Annotated in this window: 16 protein-coding genes; 7 read left to right on the top strand and 9 right to left on the bottom strand. The window is 66.7% G+C overall.

Translation table 11 applies throughout. The features are described 5' to 3' along the window. The 3 genes from AC1HIY_RS03675 to AC1HIY_RS03665 all read right to left on the bottom strand — a co-directional run. Nucleotides 1–1,604, bottom strand: a 1,604-nt coding sequence (locus AC1HIY_RS03675; RefSeq protein ID WP_479575353.1) for an endonuclease, incomplete at its 3' end; no start/stop codon positions are given. 147 nt (nt 1,605–1,751) lie between these two features. After that, nucleotides 1,752–2,609, bottom strand: coding sequence for an esterase/lipase family protein (locus tag AC1HIY_RS03670; protein ID WP_479575352.1), 858 nt, complete (start codon nt 2,607–2,609; stop codon nt 1,752–1,754). 33 nt (nt 2,610–2,642) lie between these two features. Next, nucleotides 2,643–3,320, bottom strand: coding sequence for a diacylglycerol/polyprenol kinase family protein (locus AC1HIY_RS03665; protein ID WP_479575351.1), 678 nt, complete (start codon nt 3,318–3,320; stop codon nt 2,643–2,645). Between the two features lie 245 nt (nt 3,321–3,565). Between AC1HIY_RS03665 and AC1HIY_RS03660 the strand changes: the two genes are divergently transcribed. From AC1HIY_RS03660 to AC1HIY_RS03640, 5 genes are all read left to right on the top strand, one after another. Further along, nucleotides 3,566–4,459, top strand: coding sequence for a dienelactone hydrolase family protein (locus AC1HIY_RS03660; protein ID WP_479575350.1), 894 nt, complete (start codon nt 3,566–3,568; stop codon nt 4,457–4,459). 249 nt (nt 4,460–4,708) lie between these two features. After that, the gene (locus AC1HIY_RS03655) at nt 4,709–5,275 is read left to right on the top strand and encodes a YceI family protein (protein ID WP_479575349.1); all 567 of its coding nucleotides are present in this window, start codon (nt 4,709–4,711) and stop codon (nt 5,273–5,275) included. A 141-nt stretch (nt 5,276–5,416) separates the two neighbouring features. Next, the gene (locus tag AC1HIY_RS03650; protein WP_479575348.1) at nt 5,417–6,541 is read left to right on the top strand and encodes a pectin acetylesterase-family hydrolase; all 1,125 of its coding nucleotides are present in this window, start codon (nt 5,417–5,419) and stop codon (nt 6,539–6,541) included. Between the two features lie 16 nt (nt 6,542–6,557). Next, nucleotides 6,558–6,914, top strand: a complete 357-nt coding sequence (locus AC1HIY_RS03645) for an MmcQ/YjbR family DNA-binding protein (protein ID WP_479575347.1) — start codon at nt 6,558–6,560, stop codon at nt 6,912–6,914. Beyond that, the gene (locus AC1HIY_RS03640) at nt 6,911–7,600 is read left to right on the top strand and encodes an RluA family pseudouridine synthase (RefSeq protein ID WP_479575346.1); all 690 of its coding nucleotides are present in this window, start codon (nt 6,911–6,913) and stop codon (nt 7,598–7,600) included. The genes AC1HIY_RS03645 and AC1HIY_RS03640 overlap by 4 nt, the downstream gene beginning before the upstream one ends. 7 nt (nt 7,601–7,607) lie before the next feature. Here the strand turns inward: AC1HIY_RS03640 and AC1HIY_RS03635 are convergent, their stop codons facing one another. Further along, nucleotides 7,608–7,901: a family 4C encapsulin nanocompartment shell protein gene (locus AC1HIY_RS03635; protein ID WP_479575345.1), complete on the bottom strand. Its 294-nt coding sequence runs from the start codon at nt 7,899–7,901 to the stop codon at nt 7,608–7,610. 402 nt (nt 7,902–8,303) lie between these two features. On the opposite strand from AC1HIY_RS03635, the gene hemH reads away from it, so the two are divergent. Beyond that, a complete protein-coding gene (hemH, locus tag AC1HIY_RS03630; protein ID WP_479575344.1) occupies nt 8,304–9,512 on the top strand; it encodes a ferrochelatase in 1,209 nt (402 codons plus the stop codon). Nucleotides 9,513–9,575: 63 nt separating this feature from the next. Here the strand turns inward: hemH and AC1HIY_RS03625 are convergent, their stop codons facing one another. The 5 genes from AC1HIY_RS03625 to AC1HIY_RS03605 all read right to left on the bottom strand — a co-directional run bounded on the left by AC1HIY_RS03625 (nt 9,576) and on the right by AC1HIY_RS03605 (nt 15,774). Continuing rightward, complete coding sequence (locus tag AC1HIY_RS03625; RefSeq protein ID WP_479575343.1) at nt 9,576–10,277, bottom strand: ABC transporter ATP-binding protein; 702 nt, start codon at nt 10,275–10,277, stop codon at nt 9,576–9,578. A 1-nt stretch (nt 10,278) separates the two neighbouring features. After that, entirely contained in the window at nt 10,279–11,769 is a 1,491-nt protein-coding gene (locus tag AC1HIY_RS03620; protein WP_479575342.1) for a DUF5687 family protein, read from the bottom strand. Nucleotides 11,770–11,892: 123 nt separating this feature from the next. Then, nucleotides 11,893–12,549, bottom strand: a complete 657-nt coding sequence (locus AC1HIY_RS03615) for a transglutaminase-like cysteine peptidase (RefSeq protein ID WP_479575341.1) — start codon at nt 12,547–12,549, stop codon at nt 11,893–11,895. 65 nt (nt 12,550–12,614) lie between these two features. Next, entirely contained in the window at nt 12,615–15,206 is a 2,592-nt protein-coding gene (locus AC1HIY_RS03610; protein WP_479575340.1) for a VPS10 domain-containing protein, read from the bottom strand. 103 nt (nt 15,207–15,309) lie between these two features. After that, nucleotides 15,310–15,774, bottom strand: coding sequence for a DUF4399 domain-containing protein (locus AC1HIY_RS03605; protein ID WP_479575339.1), 465 nt, complete (start codon nt 15,772–15,774; stop codon nt 15,310–15,312). 194 nt (nt 15,775–15,968) lie between these two features. Between AC1HIY_RS03605 and AC1HIY_RS03600 the strand changes: the two genes are divergently transcribed. Next, complete coding sequence (locus AC1HIY_RS03600; protein ID WP_479575338.1) at nt 15,969–16,616, top strand: ABC transporter ATP-binding protein; 648 nt, start codon at nt 15,969–15,971, stop codon at nt 16,614–16,616. Nucleotides 16,617–16,626 lie beyond the last annotated feature (10 nt).

Below are 16,626 nucleotides of genomic sequence, written 5' to 3'. Positions count from 1 at the left end.
CCGTCGAAGTCGAGCTGCCGGAGGCGGAAGCGATGCGTTCCGGGAGCGAGGCCGCCGGCGCGGAAGGCGTAGCTCCGGGCCTCGGTGGTGGTTCCTGCGCCGGATACGAAGCCGAGGGATCGCCACGGGCCGTCGGTTCGGGTCTGAACCTCGAAGCCGGCGTTGTTGGTTTCGGAGGCGGTCTGCCAGGCGAGGAGGGCTTCGTCGCCGTCGAGGCGGGCGGTGAACGTGGTCAACTCCACCGGGAGCACGGCGTTGGGCGCGCCGGGGGTGTCGTCGCCGCCGACGGGGTCGAATGCGCCGATGGCCCACACGCCGCCGACCTTCGCGACGTGCCCGGGGACGAACGTGCCGTCGGGGCCGATGGTCTCGGCGCAATAGACCTTGTCGCCGCCCGCCGCGTCTTCGATGAGCGCCACGCAGTCCACGATGCTCGTCCACGGCGTGGCGTCGAGCGCGCCGTCGTCGTCGGTGTCGAGGTCCTGCCCGTCGGAGCCGGTGAAGCCGTCGACGAGGAGGTGCGTGACGTTGTCGCTGTTTTCAAAGTCGAGGGTCGTCGTCAGGTCTGCCGATCCGAGGGTGAACGTGGCTTCGGCAGCGACGAAGAAGCCGCTCGCGGGGACGGATTGCCCGGAGAGGTCGACGACGGCCTCGATGACGCCGCTGCCGCCGGCGCCGTCGCCGATGACGAGGTACGTCAGGCCGTCGAGCGCCGTGCCGTCGGGCCCCTCGAGCTCGAAGTATTCGTCCACGTCGCTTCCCGGCTCGTCGATGCGGATCTCACTGAGGAACACGTCGCCGGTGGTCGTGCCGGAGAAGAAGGCGCGGTCGACGAGCGTGGCGTCGGTGATGAACGGGTTCGTCAGGCCGTCCTGATACGTGGCGATGCGGTCTGCGCGGGCGATCTCATCGGCGTCGGCCGGGTCCTGGTCGTGCCACGTGCGAAGGATGTTTTTTTGCCCATCGAAGAAGGCGTCGTCGGCCTGCGCGCGGTAGATCGTGTACATGTAAAAGACGGCTCGTGCGGCGTTGCCCTTATGCGCTTCCGGCGGCTCGAAGGTCAGCGTTTCGTTGTCGAACTTGCTGCACGCGGCGCGCTCGTCCACGGGCGGAGCGGTCGAGGTCTTCGCGCCGTTGCAATACCACGAATCGACGTTCGCGTCGTCGATCTCACCGAAGGGGAAGTTCGAGCGGTCCGAGTTCGCGGTGATCCACACGGGGAAGAGGTTGTGGAGGTTGCTGTGCGCCGGGGTGCCCTCGGTGGCTCCTTTCGACTGCGGCAGGGTGTGCTCGACGTTCAGCCCCTTGCCGAGCGCGTCGGTGTTCGGGTCGGCATTCGGGTCGAGCATGATCGTGAGGTTCGTGTACACGTCCGTCACGAGGTCGCCGGGTTCGAGGGAGATGACGGCAAAAAGGGTGTCGCGCGCCTGATCGATGTCGAGCACGGTGGCCGGCGTGAAGGCGCCCTGAAGGCAGGTGATGAGCGTCTCGCCGGTGTCGCCGGGGCAGATCTGTGCGCGGGCTTCGGAAAAGCCTCCCCACGCGAAGAAGAGCATAGAGACGAAGAAGAGAGGGGGAAAGAGCGTGCGGGAACGGGCGTTCATGGAGGGTGCGGTGTGAAAGGGGTTCGGGTTCGGGATAACGGAAAGAAAGGAATCGCGGGAAGAAAGCCAAGAGGGCGAGGATTGTCCGGGTGCTCCTGACCTCGAGCGCGAGTGAGCCCCCTTACCCGGGGCCGCCGGACGAGCCTCTCACAGCCCCTCACGGGCGAGCATTTCCACGACGGAGCGATAGAAGGCGTGGGCGTCGAAGTCGTTTCGGGAGGCGAAGTCGAGGCCGATCTGTTGGACGTGGTCTGCGTCGAGGGCGCCGAGGTAGTGGCCCCACTGTGCGCGGGCGAGGGCCACGAAGCCGTCGTTGATGCCGTCCCGGGCATAGAGAAGAGCGTTCAGGGGGCGCAGGAGCGGGCTTATCGGCACGTCCGTCCCCTTGCCCGCCCGCCCGGCATACGACCAGTACCGCACGGAGGGATGGTCGGGCACGGCCGGGTTGAACGTTTCCTCCACGTATTCCGGCGTCAGTTCGGCGACGGCTCCGCTGAAATCAGCCGACGCCTCTTCCATGGCGGCGGTGCTCATCCAGTTTGCCAGCCCCGCCAGCCACGAGTGGATCCGCTCCGGCTGTTCGAGCACGATGTTCGCCAGGGCGGTGCCGCGATGCGGGGAGGCGACGGTGGTCAGCGAGGCGACGACCGGGTGCATGGCGAGTTCGGAGATGAGATAGCGCGCGTCGAGGCCGCCCATCGAGTGCGCGATGAGGTTGACGCGGTCGGCGCCCGTCTCTTCGAGCACGTGGAGGAGACGCTCCTTCCACATCTGCGCCCGTACGGGCACCGTCTCGTACGGCGCGACGTTCGGCGCATAGGCCCAGACGCCCTGTTCCCGGAGGCGGAGTGCGATGGGATGGAGCATGCCGCCGCGCCGGAAGGCGGCCATCATCCCGAAGCCGTGCATGAGCATGACGGGATAGCGCACGTGGAGGATCGGCGGCTCGGGGAAGGGTTCGAGCGCCGCCAGACGCTTGAGAGCATTTCCTTTGTGTTTGGCCATGACGTTTGCGGGAGGATCAGGGGTTGGAGGAGGTCACCAGGCGAGGAGCGGCGCGTCGATGCCGAGCACGAAGCGTTCGAGCACGAAGATCACCGTCGCGAGGACGAGCGGGACGCGGAGGTTGTCGTTGAGGGGGCCGGGGAGGGCCTCGGCCACGGCGGCGGCGGCCGTGCCCGCCGCGCCGACGCCGAAGGGCAGGCTCGGCATGAAGGCCGTCGTGAGCAGTCCGGCGGCGAGGAAGGCCAGCGTGCCCTCGACCGTGCGCGATCCCCCCGGCCAGCGCCGGCGTCCCCACCGGCGGCCCACGAGCGCGGCGGCGGCGTCGCCCACCATGAACACCGCCAGCGCGGGCGCGGCAATGTCGATGGGGAAGAGCAGCGTGAGCAGCGTCGCCGAGACGAGCACCCACGTCGCCCCGTTGACCGACACCGGTCCGCCGAGCGGTGGCCGCTCGCTCCGCCGCATCATCGCGCCGAAGAAACGCTCGATGCATCGACGGAACCAGGCCGCGCGCACGCGCAAAAGATCCGCGGTCAGCGCCAGGAGCGCGAGCGGCGCGAGCACGAAGAGGACCGGCTTGCCCAGAAGCGCCATGCCCGCCGGCACGGCGAGCGCCAGCAGATGAAGCATCTTCCGCCGCACCTCATGGGCGAACGGGAGCTCTTCGGGTCCTTCACCGGACGGAACGGGCGGCGCGGCGGTTCTCGGCATCATCATCCCTCGGGTGGAGGAAGCGCGGCAGTCGATTCACGTCGGGCAAAATACGACATCCGCCGGAACATTGTCTCCGGAGGGAAAGACGCCTTGCGAGTTAGCCGGACAGCGCGTAGGTTGGGCGTCACGTACGCGCCCGGGGTGTTTTTTTGCGGCTTTCGTCCCGAAAAAAGCCCCCCGTCCCATGCGCCGAAAAGACGCCTTTAGACATCGATGTCCAACCCAGCCTACCGGAGGTCGCCATGCGCCGGATCATGCTTCTCCCCGCCGCCTCTCTCTTGCTCTTTTTGCTCGTGACGGCCTGCGCCGGAGAGGCCGAACGCGCCGTCGAGGACTACACCGGGCGCATGGCCCGCGAACACGCCGACGACGTGCCCGAGCCGACGGGGATCGTTCGGCCCGCCGCCATCCCGGTGGTCACGGAGACGGTCGAGTACGGCATGGTGGACGGGAAGCCGGTGGTCGGGTTCATGGCCGCGCCCGCCCATGCGGACTCGGTGGCGGCGGCGCACGGTCTCGAAGCCGGAACGGGGTTGCCGGGCGTCATCGTCATCCACGAGTGGTGGGGGCTCAACGACAACATCAAGAAGATGGCAGAGCGGATCGCCGGGGAGGGCTACCGCGCCCTGGCGGTGGACCTCTACGGCGGCGAGGTGGCTTCCGAGCCGGGCGAGGCGCAGCGGCTCATGCGCGCCGCCCTCCAGAACCCGGACGCCGCCACGGCGAACCTGACCTCGGCGTATGCCTACCTCACGAACGCCGGGCACGCGCCCCGCGTGGCCTCCATCGGATGGTGCTTCGGCGGCGGCATGTCGCTCAACACGGCCCTCGCGCTCCCGACCGAACTCGACGGCGTCGTCATCTATTACGGTCGCCTCGTCACCGATCCGGACCGCCTCGCGACGCTGGAAATGCCGATCCTCGGCTTCTTCGGAGGACAGGACCGGGGGATCCCCCTCGAGACGGTGCGGGCTTTCGAAAAGACGCTCAAAGACCTCGGCAAAGACGTGCAGATCTATGTTTATGAAGATGCCGGGCACGCCTTCGCCAACCCTTCGGGCTCCCGATACAACGCTGCCGCCGCCACCGACGCCTGGGCGAAGACCGTGACCTTCTTCGGCGAACATCTCTGGTAGGGAGGAGCGGGCTCACGGTTCGGCTCGCGTCCGGGAAGCGCCGCCGGGGGGGCAGTCGACGAGGCATGGGACGCATCGATGGGGCAACGGGCTTCCCTGACGGCGTTTCCACGCGGAGCATGCCGAGCGCGTGAGAACAGAGGGCGGTGGAACGGAGTGCGAATTTCAAATGTAACCTTTGCGCGTTTGATCCACCCAAAATTATAGCGTTATGAGACCGGAATACGCCATCGGGTAGGAGAGACCGCCATGCATGAAAGGGCCGTTAAACGAGACGTCTTCACCGTGGACCCCGTGCACTCGTGTGTGCAGTTCCGCGTGCGGCACCTCGGCTTCAGCAAAGTCGTCGGGCGCTTCGACCGATATACGGCGGCGATCCACATGAATCCGGTCTCTCTGAGCAGCCTGAGGGTCGAGGCGCGGATCGAGGCGGCCTCGGTCAATACGGGCGATGGAGAGCGGGACGCCCATCTCCGTTCCACCGACTTCCTCGAAGCCGAGCGTTTTCCCGAGATCATCTTCACGAGCACCGGCGTCCGCGACGTCACCGTCGATACGTTCGTGCTCCTCGGCGAACTCACCCTGCACGGCGTCACGCGGCCCCTTGCGCTTCAGGTGATCTATCGGGGAGAAGCGGTGGACCTCCGGGGGCGGGAGCGCGTCGCCTTCGAAGCGAAAGGGCGGATCAACCGGAAAGACTTCGGCCTGACGTGGAACAGCGTCCTCGAAACGGGCGGTCTGCTCGTAGGCGAAGAGGTCGAGGTCATGCTCGAGGTTCAGGCCGTCCGGGAGACGCCGGGCGAGAAAAGCGGGTGATGCGGCGGCAGGCGGCGGCAGGCGGCTTTTCAGGCAAGTGCGAGCCGACGGGTGGCTTTTCTCCGAAATCCTCCTATTTTAATCGGCTCCGCCGGCAAGGGCCGGGCGGGCTTTTCCTGTCCCAATCATCGAGAAGACGCCATGATCCACCGTCACGCGCTCTTATGGATTGTCGTTGTGTTGTTGACTCTGTCGGCGTGCCGCCGCCCCGAGCCGCTCGGCGAGGCGGCCGCGGCGCTCGCCGACGGGTGGAACCGTCTCGCGCCCGGCGGAGCGACCACGTGCTCGGACGGGAGCGAGTATGCGTTCTTCGTCCGGCGCGGCGACCCGGAAAAATTGCTCATTCACTTCGAGGGCGGCGGCGCGTGCTGGACCGGCGAGACGTGCGACCTTCAGGCGAAGCCTACGTACGATCCGACGGTGGACGAGAAGGACAACCCCGCTCATCGAAACGGCATCTTTGATCTGGAGAACCCCGACAACCCGTTCGCCGGATACAGTATGGTCTTTGTCCCGTACTGCACCGCCGACGTGCATCTCGGCGACCGGGTGACGACGTACGAGGTGGCTGCCACGGACAGCACCGAAGCGCATACGGTGACGATCCGGCACAAGGGGGCCGTCAATGCGCGCGCCGTGCTCGACTGGACGTTCGAGAATTTCCGCACGCCGCAGGCGATCTTCGTGACGGGCAGCAGCGCCGGCGCCATTCCCTCGCCGTACTATGCCTCCATCGTCGCCGACCGCTATCCGGAGGCGCGCACGGCCCAGCTCGGCGACGCCGCCGGCGGCTATCGGCGTAACGATACGGCCCGGCAGATCGACGACCGGTGGGGCGTCATCGAGGTGGTGTCTCAGACGCCGGGCTTCACGCACATCACCCCGGACAACTTTTCGTACGAAGCCCTTTACGTGGCCGCCGCCCGGCGGCATCCGGAGATCCGCTTTGCCCGCTACGATGCCGCCGACGACGAGGTGCAGCGCTTCTTCCTCGGGCTCACGGGGGAGACGGACGCCCCGCTCGTATCCCTGATCCGGGCCAATCAGGCGGACATCGACCGCGAGGTGGACAACGTGCGGGCGTACCTCGCCCCGGGTACGGTGCACACGATCCTCTCACGCCCCGAGTTTTACACGTACGAGGTGAACGGGCGGCGCTTCCGGGACTGGGTTGCGGATCTGGCGGCGGGAGAGGCGGTGGCCGATGCGCTGTGCGACGCGTGCGACGCGCCCGCCGAGCCCGCGCTCGAGCACGCCACGGAATGAGCGAAGGAGGGGCGTCATGGACGTCGAAAGTCTGTACCGGTATTGCCACGCTCGCAAAGGCGTCACCGAGGGCATGCCCTTCGGCGAAGGCGTGCTCGTCTTCAAGGTGATGGGGAAGATGTTCGCGCTCATCAACCTGACGCGGTTGCCGCTGAGCGTCAACCTCAAGTGCGATCCCCTGCGCGCGCTCGACCTCCGCGAGCGGTATGAGGCCATCGAGCCGGGCTATCACATGAACAAGAAGCACTGGAACACCCTGCGGCTCGACGGCGACGTGCCGGACGACCTCGTGCGGGAACTGGTCGATCACTCGTATGCACTCGTCACGGCCAGCCTGAAGAAGGCCGACCGTGAGGCGCTGGCGCGGCTATGAAGCTCGACGTGCTCTATCTCGACAACCACCTGCTCGTCATCAACAAGCCGCCGGGTTTGCTCTCACAGGCCGATCGCACGGGCGACGTGGACGTGCTCACCCTCGGCAAGCCTTTTCTCAAAGAGCGGTTCCGGAAGCCGGGCAATGTCTTTCTCGGGCTCGTGCACCGTCTCGACCGTCCGGCGTCCGGGGTGATGGCGCTGGCGCGCACGTCGAAGGCGGCGGCGCGTCTGTCCGAGCAGTTTCGGAAGCGCACGCCGGAGAAGCGCTACCTCGCGCTCGTCGAGGGGCGGTGGGAGGGCGCGGGGGCGGCCGTCGATCACCTTGTGAAAGAGGGGCGGACGGTGCGCGTCGTGCCGGAGAGCTATCCGGGGGCGAAACGGGCTGAACTGCGCTGGCGGGTGCTCGGCACGGCAGAGGGACTGAGCCTCGTGGAGGTGGCGCTCGCCACGGGGCGTCCGCATCAGATCCGCGTGCAAATGGCGCATCGGGGCCACCCCATCCTCGGCGATGTCCGATACGGCGCCGCCCGTGAACTCGACGGGCGAAACCTGGCGCTTCACTGCTACCTGCTGGGGCTCACACACCCGACGCGAAAGGAGCCGATGCGCTGGTCCGCGCCGCCGCCCGCCGCGTGGGGCCGCCGCTTCCGCGACGAAGTCGCGCGCTTGCTCGCCTCGGCGTGAAGGCCGCTCACTCGTCGATGCGGTACGTCTGTACGCCTCGGGAGCACTCGCCCGGCCCCGGCACCACACAGACGCCGTCCGTTCGGAACGGGTCGAGCACGACCGGGAGGTACTGGTACGTCTCGAAATGCTTCGGCTTGCGGTGAAGGCGCTCGGCCATCGCGTGGCGGAACGTGTGATACGCTTCCCGGCCGATCAGGATGTATTTCGCTTCCGCGCCGGAAGCCCGGATCTGGCGGATCCCGTCGTCGATGAAGTCCAGGATCTCCTCTTGTGCGGGCGCGCGTTCGATGATGACCATGCGTAAAAGGACGTGAAAGGTTCGCGGGAGGACGCTTTCGGGGACCGTGAACGATGTCCGGGTTATGAATCGCCGGAGCCGGTCGATACCCGGAAGGAATATAGCACGCGACGATTTCGGACGCACGAGCGTCGATTCCGTGGCGTTCGGAGAGGCGCGGAGAAGGTGCAAAAAACGCTGTTTTCGAGAAGAAATAGCGATCCGGAGGCCTCCGGGGATTATTGAAAACTTCAATGACCCGGTGGAACTGGGTAGACTAAATTCTTTGTACCAAAGAGAGGAGAGAGATGCAGGGGGGGACACGAAAGACGTGGGGCCATGACGCCGCGAGAATTTTTGCGCAGGTACAGGTATGACGGACGGCTCGTAACGGGGGGCTATTTCCCTTCCGGTCCGCTTACCGTGAGCCGTGGCGATCGCGTCGGGGTGGTGTTGCTTTATCCCGGAGGACCGAGCGGACGAGACGACATCGCGCCCTATCTCAACCGCCTGTTCATGGATCCGGCGCTGGTCGATCTTCCGCTGGGCAAGGTCCTGCGTCCGATGCTCTGCCGCATGGCGGCGGCGGCGCTCTCGAAGTCCGTCGGCAAGGAATACGAGGCCATCGGCGGGCGTTCGCTCATCAACCGGTTCGCCAACGAACAGGCGCGGGTCCTCGAGACGGTGTTGAACCGGCGCTTCGGGGCGGACGGCGGAATCGAGTTCCGGACCTATCTCGCCGCGCGATACGGGCGGCCTTCGAGCGAGGAGACGGCCCGGCAGATGGAAGCCGAGGGCATCACGCACGTCGTCCTGCTCCCGCTGTATCCGCAGTACTCGAAAAGCACCTCCGGCTCCTCTCTGGTCTACTGGTGGACGCTCGGACAGGCCGGTGAAATCCCATCGTGGCCGACGACGTACGTCTTCGAATATGCGGCCCATCCCAAGTATATTCAGGCGCTCAGCGAACGCATCGACGAGGCCCTTCAGCGCTTTCCGCGTGGGGTGCGCGCCCGGGTGCATCTGGTCTTCAGCGCGCACGGCACGCCCCTCCGCGAGATGACCGAGCGTCACGATCCGTACTGCTGCCTCATCCACAGCACCGTGGACCGGGTGATGAAATACCGGGGGAACGACCACCCCTTCCACGTCGCTTTTCAGAGCAAGCTGGGGCTGGCCGAGTGGCTGACGCCCGGCACGTCGGAGAAGGTGCAGGAGCTGGCGCAGGCCGGACACGACGCCGTGCTCGTGGTTCCGATCACGTTCGTGCTGGATTGCCTCGAAACGACGTACAAGCTCGACGTGAAGCTGCGCGAGGAGGCAGAGCGTGCCGGGATCCGTCATTATGAGGTCTCCTCGGCTTTGAATTGTCACCCGCTCTTCATCGAGGCGCTGGCCGAGGTGGCGGTGTCTCAGCTTGTCGGGGACGAGGGCGAGACGCCGACGGCCCTCGGCGGCGACGGGGTGCCGCCCTATGCGCTGTGCCCGCTGAACGAGCGGGAAGCCTTTGCGGTGACGGATCGGACGGAGCGCTGTGAACAGTGCCCGGCGCTCATCGAAGCCCAAAAGTGGGCGTCGGCCGCCGGAACGGCGCATTCGGTTCGCGTCAAGCCCTCGCGCGGCTCCGACTGATGCCCCGACGCGCCGGAGCAAACATCTCGCTTCTTTTCGCGGGCGTCGCCGGTTCCGCGCTCCTCAGGACGCGAAGTATTGTTCCAACTCTTGCAACGTGGCGTCGGACGTGGAGAGGTCGCGCACGATGCGCCCGGCTTCGAGCACGGTGATCCGTTTGCATACCTCGGTGACGTGGACGAGGTCGTGGCTGGAGATGATCATCGTCGTGCCGTGGGCCGCATGGAGCATGCGCAGGAGCTGTTTCAGCCGGATCTGTGAGGGAGGGTCGAGGTTGGCGAAAGGCTCGTCGAGCAACAACAGGCGCGGACGAACGAACATGGCGGCGATGAGGCCGATCTTTTTGGCGTTGCCCATCGAAAGGTCGCGGATGAACCGGGTCGTCTCTCCGAAGACCTCGTCCGGATAGAACGACTGAAACGGCCTCCGTGCGACGGCCGCCTCGGATTTCGAGAGGCCGTAGATGCTTCCGATGAAGTCGAGGTACTCGTCCACCGTCAGGAAATCCATCAGGAACGAGGGATCGAGGTAGGAGCCGGTGTGAGCTTTCCACGCGTCGTTTCCGGCGACGTTGCGCCCGTCGATGTGGACCTCGCCTTCGGTGGCCGGAAGGAGGTCGAGCACGAGGCGGAGGAAGGTCGTTTTCCCCGCGCCGTTGCTGCCCACGAGTCCCACGATCTCGCCCTCCTCGATGCGGAGGGCGGGGACGTCGAGCGCGCAGTGCTCGCCGTAGGTTTTCTTGAGTCCGAGAACGTCTAGGGTCATGTCAGCGACGGAATCCTTCGGCCATGGCGAATTTATGGCGCGTGAAGCGTGAGGCAAAATACGCGACCCACAGGCGCACGAGCAAGAGGCTCGCCAGACCCAGCGCGCCGAGGATGATCAGACCGCTTTGCGGGGCGTGGCGGAAAAAGAAGAGGAAGAGGGTCGGAGGGAGGGCCGTGGGGACGAACCAGAGCCAGTGCGCCGCGGAGAAGCCTTCGTAGTTGAAGAATCCGCCGCTCTTCGAAGCATCGACCGGCCTTCGATTGCGGAGGGCCAGCGTCATCACCACCACCGTGGTCACGCCCGCATTGTAGAAGAGAAAGGCCGCGTGCAGGCCCAGAAGGTCGGGGCGGAACCAGAGGAAAAGGGGCAGGCTGAGGAGGAAAAGGGCCAGGCACGAACCCTGAAGGAGCAAAAGCTTGGCGAGGATGAGCTTTCCGGGGCTCACGTTTCGGGCGAGCAGGCCGTCGAAATAGCTGCTTTCCCAGCTGAACATGAGTTGCCCGTAGTTGAGCACGAAGCCCCCGGAAGCGAAGAGCCCGATGACGGCTCCGAGGAGGAATCCGTCTTTCACGGCGGGGTTGGCGAGGAAAAAGAGGAGGTACAGCGTGGAGAAGAGAAGTGAGATGAGCAGATAGTGCCGGGGACGGCGGTTCCGCCACATCATCCGCGCTTCGAGGAGGAGCAGTTGCCCCACCGGCCCGGCGTTTTCGAGCCAGGGGAGGCGCCAGGTGTTCCGTCGCGCGGGCCGGACGCGCTCTTCGGTGCGGAGGCGCTGAAGGAGCATCCGGTGGGAAGCCACGGCGAGCCAGACGGGGAGCGCGAGCACGAGCAGGAGCGCGGCCGTGCTGTCGTGGAGGAGCGCGTCGAAAAGGGCGGTCGAGGCGGTCTGCGCAAGGTGGTAGCCGAAGCGTTCATCGAGGTAGACGAGCGTGAGGAAGCCGCCCATCGTCAGAAGAAAACGGGTCTCATGGCGCGTGAGGACCGAACGGATGAGCAGGTTGGCGAAGTTGGAGGCGACGAGGGCGCACACGACCCCCGCGAGCCATGCCGCCGCTCCCGCCGACGGGTACGTTCCGAGGACGTACCGGCCCCAGAACGGCACGAAGAAGAGCAGGGGATACACGTTGTGCAGGCTCAGCAGCGAGGTCGCCTGAAAAAAAAGGGCGAGCCGAGACCGCGCGATGGGGAGATGGAGGTAGGGCCGGAGTTTCAGGCTCGGCGTCTTTTGAAACAGAAACCGGAGCGTGAACAGGCCGAAGAACGCCGGAAGCGCGTACGCATTCACGAGGGCGACGGGCAGATGCCCCGGCGCGAGCCGGCTTGCAAAAAGATCAAAGTACAGGCCGAGCACGATCAAAGTGAAACTCACATACAGTCCCATGACCGCGAAGACGGCCCACACGAAGAGGTTCTGCCGGGCCTTGAGCGAACGGAAGAACGTTCGCCACTGGTTCCGGGTCAACAGGCGATAGGTCACGGAAGGGCTCATAGCGGGTGAAAATAACCGTGCGCGCCGAAAAAACCCGCCTTCCCCATGAGAAAGAGGGGGCAGGTGGGGCGTACGCTCACAATTATTACGCCTTACTTTGCCGGGCCGCTCTCCTGGCGAGCGTCACGACCGGGAGGGGGCGAGGACCGTCGGGGTCTCGGACGCGGCTTCGGCAGGTGGTTCGGCCTCGTCCCCGGATCGGCGGATCAGATAGAAACCTGCATAAGCGTACCGGTTCAGGCGCGCGTCTACGGAGACCTCGGGGACGTAGGCGTGGCGCACGTCGTCGAGGGGGCGGAGGCCGTCGCAGCCGTTCCGGAGGACGGGGTCGAGGAGCGAGACGCCGTCGGGCCCTCGGAGGAGCACCCACGCGTGCCCCGGCCCCTGAAGCCCGCGCGCGGCGCAACGCCCGGCCACGAACTCGGCGTCATGCCCCATCTCAACGAGCTTCCGCCATGACCACAGAGCGAAGTCCTCACAGTCGCCCCGGCGCAGCTGCTCGAAGGTGAGCGGGTGCTGCCAGAAATCGACGTCGTGGAAGAGCTCCATGTCCCGCACGTACGCGCATCCGCGCAGCCAGGCCAGCATTTCCTCTATGCCCGAGACGGACACGCGGCTCTCTCCCTCGAAATACCACGAGAAGTCGCGCTGAGCGCCTTTGCCGTAGAGGGCCAGCGGGACGTCGTTGGGGAAGCGTTGCCAGGGGTCGTTGAAAGAGACGGTGCGCAGGAGCATGCGGGAGAGCGGCCGGGAAAATCGGGAGAGTACGTCGCGCAGCATCGGCATCAGGGGTGGGTGAACGTCGCGGGGCGAAGCATTCTGTACGGGCCATCGCGCCGTGGGGTTCACCGGACGAGCGACAGCGTGACGGAGCGGCTCCCGCCATCGGGTGTCGAGAGGCGGGCGAGGTAGACGCCGGCGGCCAGGGGCCGCCCTCCGCCGTCGGCGCCGTCCCAGCGTAGGCGGGTCGTTCCGGCAGGCGCGGGGCCGTCGAAGAGGATGCGCACGCGCCGTCCGAGCGCGTCATAGACGGCCAGGCGCACGCGCTCGGCTGCAGGGAGCGTGAAGGCGAGCGTCGTCTCCCCGGAGAACGGGTTGGGGAAGCCGGGTTCGAGTGCGGGCGCGGAGGACGGCGCTTCGGACGGCTCCACGGCGGTGACGAGGTCCGTCAGATTCGACAGATCGAGCCGGTAGATGCCGCGCCCGTGCGTTCCGGCCAGGAGCACGCGCTCGTCCGGGATGAACTTCAGGTCGTTGACGACGACGAAGGGCAGTCCGTCCATGAGCGCCTGCCAGGAGCGGCCCTCGTCGGGGCTCACGTAGGCGCCCACGTCCGTGCCCACGTAGATCACCTCGGGGAAGTCGGGGTCCACGGCGAGCGCGTTCACGGGAGCCTCGGGCAACCCCGCCGAGACGTCCTCCCACGTCGCGCCGAGGTTGCGCGTGCGGAAGACGTGCGGCTCGGCGCTCTTCCATTTGAGGCCGGAGAAACTCACGTACGCCGTTCGCGCCTGTACCGGATGCACGGCGATGCGGGTGACCCAACGCGTGGGAAGCGTCCCCGTGACGTCGCGCCAGGTTGCGCCGTAGTCGTCCGAGACCCACACGTTGCCGTCGTCCGTTCCGGCGTAAAGGACGTCGGAGTCCGAGGGCGCGACGGCGATCGCGCTGATCGTGCCGAGGAGCGGATAGGCGCCTTTCGTCAGGTCGTCGCTGATGGCCGTCCACGTGGCGGCGCGGTTGGTGGTGCGATACACGCGGTTCGTGCCCGTATAGAGCACCGCCGGGTCCTTCGGGTCGATCACGAGGGGCGCGTCCCAGTTCGTCTTTTCATCCGGGTCGATGCCGGTTTTCACCGAAACGAAGGAAGGCGTGAGGGTTTGCGAGCGCCGGAGGTTGCCCCCCTGCGTTTCGGCATAGATACGGTTCGGGTCTTCGGGGTCGATGACCACGTAGAAGCCGTCGCCGCCGAGGATCTTCGTCCAGTCGTCGAGGGCTCCGGTGAGCGTGCGGACGGTTCCGTTATCCTGCGTGCCGCCATAGAGACGCTCCGGATGGCTCGGGTCGAAGGCGATCTCGTAAAACTGCGTGTTCGGCAGGTCGCCCGCGCGTGTCCACGTCTCGCCGCCGTCGGTCGAGCGCGCGACGCCTCCGTCGTTGCCGTTGAGGAGCGTCTCGGGGTCGTCGGGAAAGAAGGTGAGCGCGTGATGGTCGACGTGGATGCCGGGCGTGGTGGTCCAGGTGGCGCCGCCATCGCCGGAGCGCATGAGGAGCACGTCCATCACGTAGACGACGTCCGGGTTCGTCGGATGTGCGCGGACCTGCCCGAAGTACCAGCTGAAGCCGCCGAGGCCCTGCGCGACGCCCCGGTTCGGGTCGGCGTCGCGCCAGGTGTCGCCGCCGTCGTCCGTGCGATAGAGGCCGAGGTAGCCCGCGCCGTCGGTGAAGAGGGCGTACAGCACGTCGGGATGATCGCGGCACAGGGCCAGCCCGATGCGTCCGATGTGCACGCGTCCGTCGAACCGGCGCTGCTTTTCGGGGTCGGGCAGGCCGTGCGCGGGGCCGAGGCGCTCCCACGTGTCGCCGCCGTCGCGGCTGCGCCAGACGGCGCTTCCTTCGCCGTAAAGGAACGAGCCGCTCACGCGCCGAACGCGCTGCCAGGTGGCGGCGAAGATCGTGTTCGGGTCGTCGGGGCGGATCACGACGTCGATCACGCCGGTGGAGTCGTTCACCGCGAGCACCCGCGTCCACGACGCGCCGCCGTCCTCGCTCCGGTAGAGCCCGCGCTCGGGCGTCGGGGCGAAATAGCTTCCCATCGCCGCCGTGAAGACGCGCTTCGGGTTCGAGGGGTCCACCACCACGCGCCCGATGCTCACGGTCTCGCCGAGCCCCATGAAGCGCCACGTCTCGCCGCCGTCGTCGGATTTGTAGAGGCCGCCCCCGGCGAAGTTGTTGTGTCCGCCGTTGGCCTCGCCTGTGCCCACGTAGATCACGTCCGGGTCGCTCGGGTCGAGTGCGAGGTCGCCGATGGTAAGAAGCGCCTGCTCGTCGAAGATCGGCCTCCACGATAGTCCCCGGTCACCGGAGGTGAACACCCCGCCGGTGGCGGCGGCGGCATACAGCCGGTCGGGATCGTCCGGTGCGACGGCCACGTCCACGACGCGACCGCCGACGTTGACCGGCCCGGCGAACGACCACGCGGCAAAGGTCCGTCGTTTGGGCGCGCGGCGGAGGGCCTTCGCCTGATCGAGGGCGTCGCGGAGGGCGTGCGGGTCGGCCCGGAAGTACGGATAGGTGCGCTGAAGCCACGCCCGCTCGTCGGGCCGCTTCTCCACGCGCGCCTCCTCCACGCGCGCCGGACGCTCAGGCACGGGGCGCAGCCAGAGCGCGAGACCGAGCAGAAGCACGGCCGAGAGGACGTGGAAGGGGCGTTTCATGGAGCGCGTACGGCGATTTCCGGAAAGGATACGCGATCCGGGACGTACGATCAGGGCCAAAAGAGATGCCGTCCCCCGGGGAGCTCCGGGGGCGGCTCTTCACTCATTGCACGGTGACGTGGATCTCGTCACGGTACTGATCCCCTTCGAGGGCCACGTGCGCGCCGTCGGCGAACTGAAGACGGAGCGTGTGCGGGCCGGGGGGAAGCGTCAGGTCGGCTTCGAGCGCACCGGTGCCGAAGTGGAGATGATGCTCGTCCTTCGGGATTACCTGCCCGGCAGGGACGAACGTCGTATCGACGAGGATGTGGAGATGGCCGGCCCCCTCCTTCACCTCGCCCGCAGGCTCCACCGAAAGGCCCTTCACGCCCATCACCACGTGAAACGTCGTGGGCACGACGGAGGAGTCGGCAGGCTCGACGAAGAACACGCGGACCTCCGGTGTGGATTCGGCGGCGGACGACTCGGCGTGCTCGGGCGTGGGCGACTCCGTTTGGCCGCCGCATGCGGCGAGCCCCAGTGAAAGAAAAGCGACAAGAACGGGAAAGAAAAGCGCTGACCGTTTCATGGTTTCGGTGGGTGGGATGGATGATGAGAAGAGACCGATGGAACAAAGATACTGAAGAAGATAACTCCCATGCATGTTCCGGGGAAAGCGTACCGGGACGGGCGCTCTCGCACGATCTTCATGGCGAAAAGCCGGGCGGGCGCGTATCTTCTCCCCGCAAAACCGCCCTTTCGCCGCCGCATCGTGCCAGGCTTGTGACCGAAGACCGCTCTCCGATAGCCCGCCTCGACGTCGAGAACGTGGGGCATCGTTTTGGCCGGCGCATTCTTTTTCGGAAGCTGACGTTTCGGCTCGAAGGCGGGCGCACGCTCGCGGTGACGGGCGCGAACGGTTCGGGCAAATCGACGCTCCTCCGGATCCTCGCCGGGGTGATGGAGCCTGTGCGCGGCACGGTGACGCTGACCGCAGACGGGCGCGTCATCTCCGCCGAGGAACGCCCCCTCCACACCGGCATGGTCGCGCCGTATCTGAACGTGTACGACGACTTCACGGCGCGGGAGAACCTCCGGTTCATCGCCCGCGCGCGTCGCCTCCCCGGGGCCGCCGCGCGCATCGAAGCCGCGCTGCGAGCGGCGACCCTTCTGCCTCGCGCCGACGACCGCGTGGCGACGTACTCGTCCGGCATGAAACAGCGCATCCGTTTTGCCGCCGCGCTTCTCCCCGACCCGCCGATGCTCCTCCTCGACGAGCCCACATCGAACCTCGACGCGCCCGGTCGTGAGATGGTGGCGCGGATCATCGCGGAGCGGCAGGCGGCGGGACGTCTCATCGTCGTCGCCACGAACGACCCGGACGAGGCGGCCCGGTGCGACGAGGCCTTGTGCGTGGAAGATTACCGCTGACGCGCGCCGC

Source organism: Rhodocaloribacter sp., assembly GCF_056451265.1.
This window is presented reverse-complemented; position numbering and strand designations above follow the sequence as displayed.

Bases quoted from the DNA above. Each gene is read 5' to 3' on its own strand.
- AC1HIY_RS03605 (WP_479575339.1), bottom strand. From the start codon at position 15,774: ATGAAACGGTCAGCGCTTTTCTTTCCCGTTCTTGTCGCTTTTCTTTCA.
- AC1HIY_RS03670 (WP_479575352.1), bottom strand. From the start codon at position 2,609: ATGGCCAAACACAAAGGAAATGCTCTCAAGCGTCTGGCGGCGCTCGAA.
- AC1HIY_RS03620 (WP_479575342.1), bottom strand. From the start codon at position 11,769: ATGAGCCCTTCCGTGACCTATCGCCTGTTGACCCGGAACCAGTGGCGA.
- AC1HIY_RS03665 (WP_479575351.1), bottom strand. From the start codon at position 3,320: ATGCCGAGAACCGCCGCGCCGCCCGTTCCGTCCGGTGAAGGACCCGAA.
- AC1HIY_RS03635 (WP_479575345.1), bottom strand. From the start codon at position 7,901: ATGGTCATCATCGAACGCGCGCCCGCACAAGAGGAGATCCTGGACTTC.
- AC1HIY_RS03625 (WP_479575343.1), bottom strand. From the start codon at position 10,277: ATGACCCTAGACGTTCTCGGACTCAAGAAAACCTACGGCGAGCACTGC.
- AC1HIY_RS03615 (WP_479575341.1), bottom strand. From the start codon at position 12,549: ATGCTGCGCGACGTACTCTCCCGATTTTCCCGGCCGCTCTCCCGCATG.
- AC1HIY_RS03655 (WP_479575349.1), top strand. From the start codon at position 4,709: ATGCATGAAAGGGCCGTTAAACGAGACGTCTTCACCGTGGACCCCGTG.
- AC1HIY_RS03645 (WP_479575347.1), top strand. From the start codon at position 6,558: ATGGACGTCGAAAGTCTGTACCGGTATTGCCACGCTCGCAAAGGCGTC.
- AC1HIY_RS03610 (WP_479575340.1), bottom strand. From the start codon at position 15,206: ATGAAACGCCCCTTCCACGTCCTCTCGGCCGTGCTTCTGCTCGGTCTC.
- AC1HIY_RS03650 (WP_479575348.1), top strand. From the start codon at position 5,417: ATGATCCACCGTCACGCGCTCTTATGGATTGTCGTTGTGTTGTTGACT.
- AC1HIY_RS03660 (WP_479575350.1), top strand. From the start codon at position 3,566: ATGCGCCGGATCATGCTTCTCCCCGCCGCCTCTCTCTTGCTCTTTTTG.
- AC1HIY_RS03640 (WP_479575346.1), top strand. From the start codon at position 6,911: ATGAAGCTCGACGTGCTCTATCTCGACAACCACCTGCTCGTCATCAAC.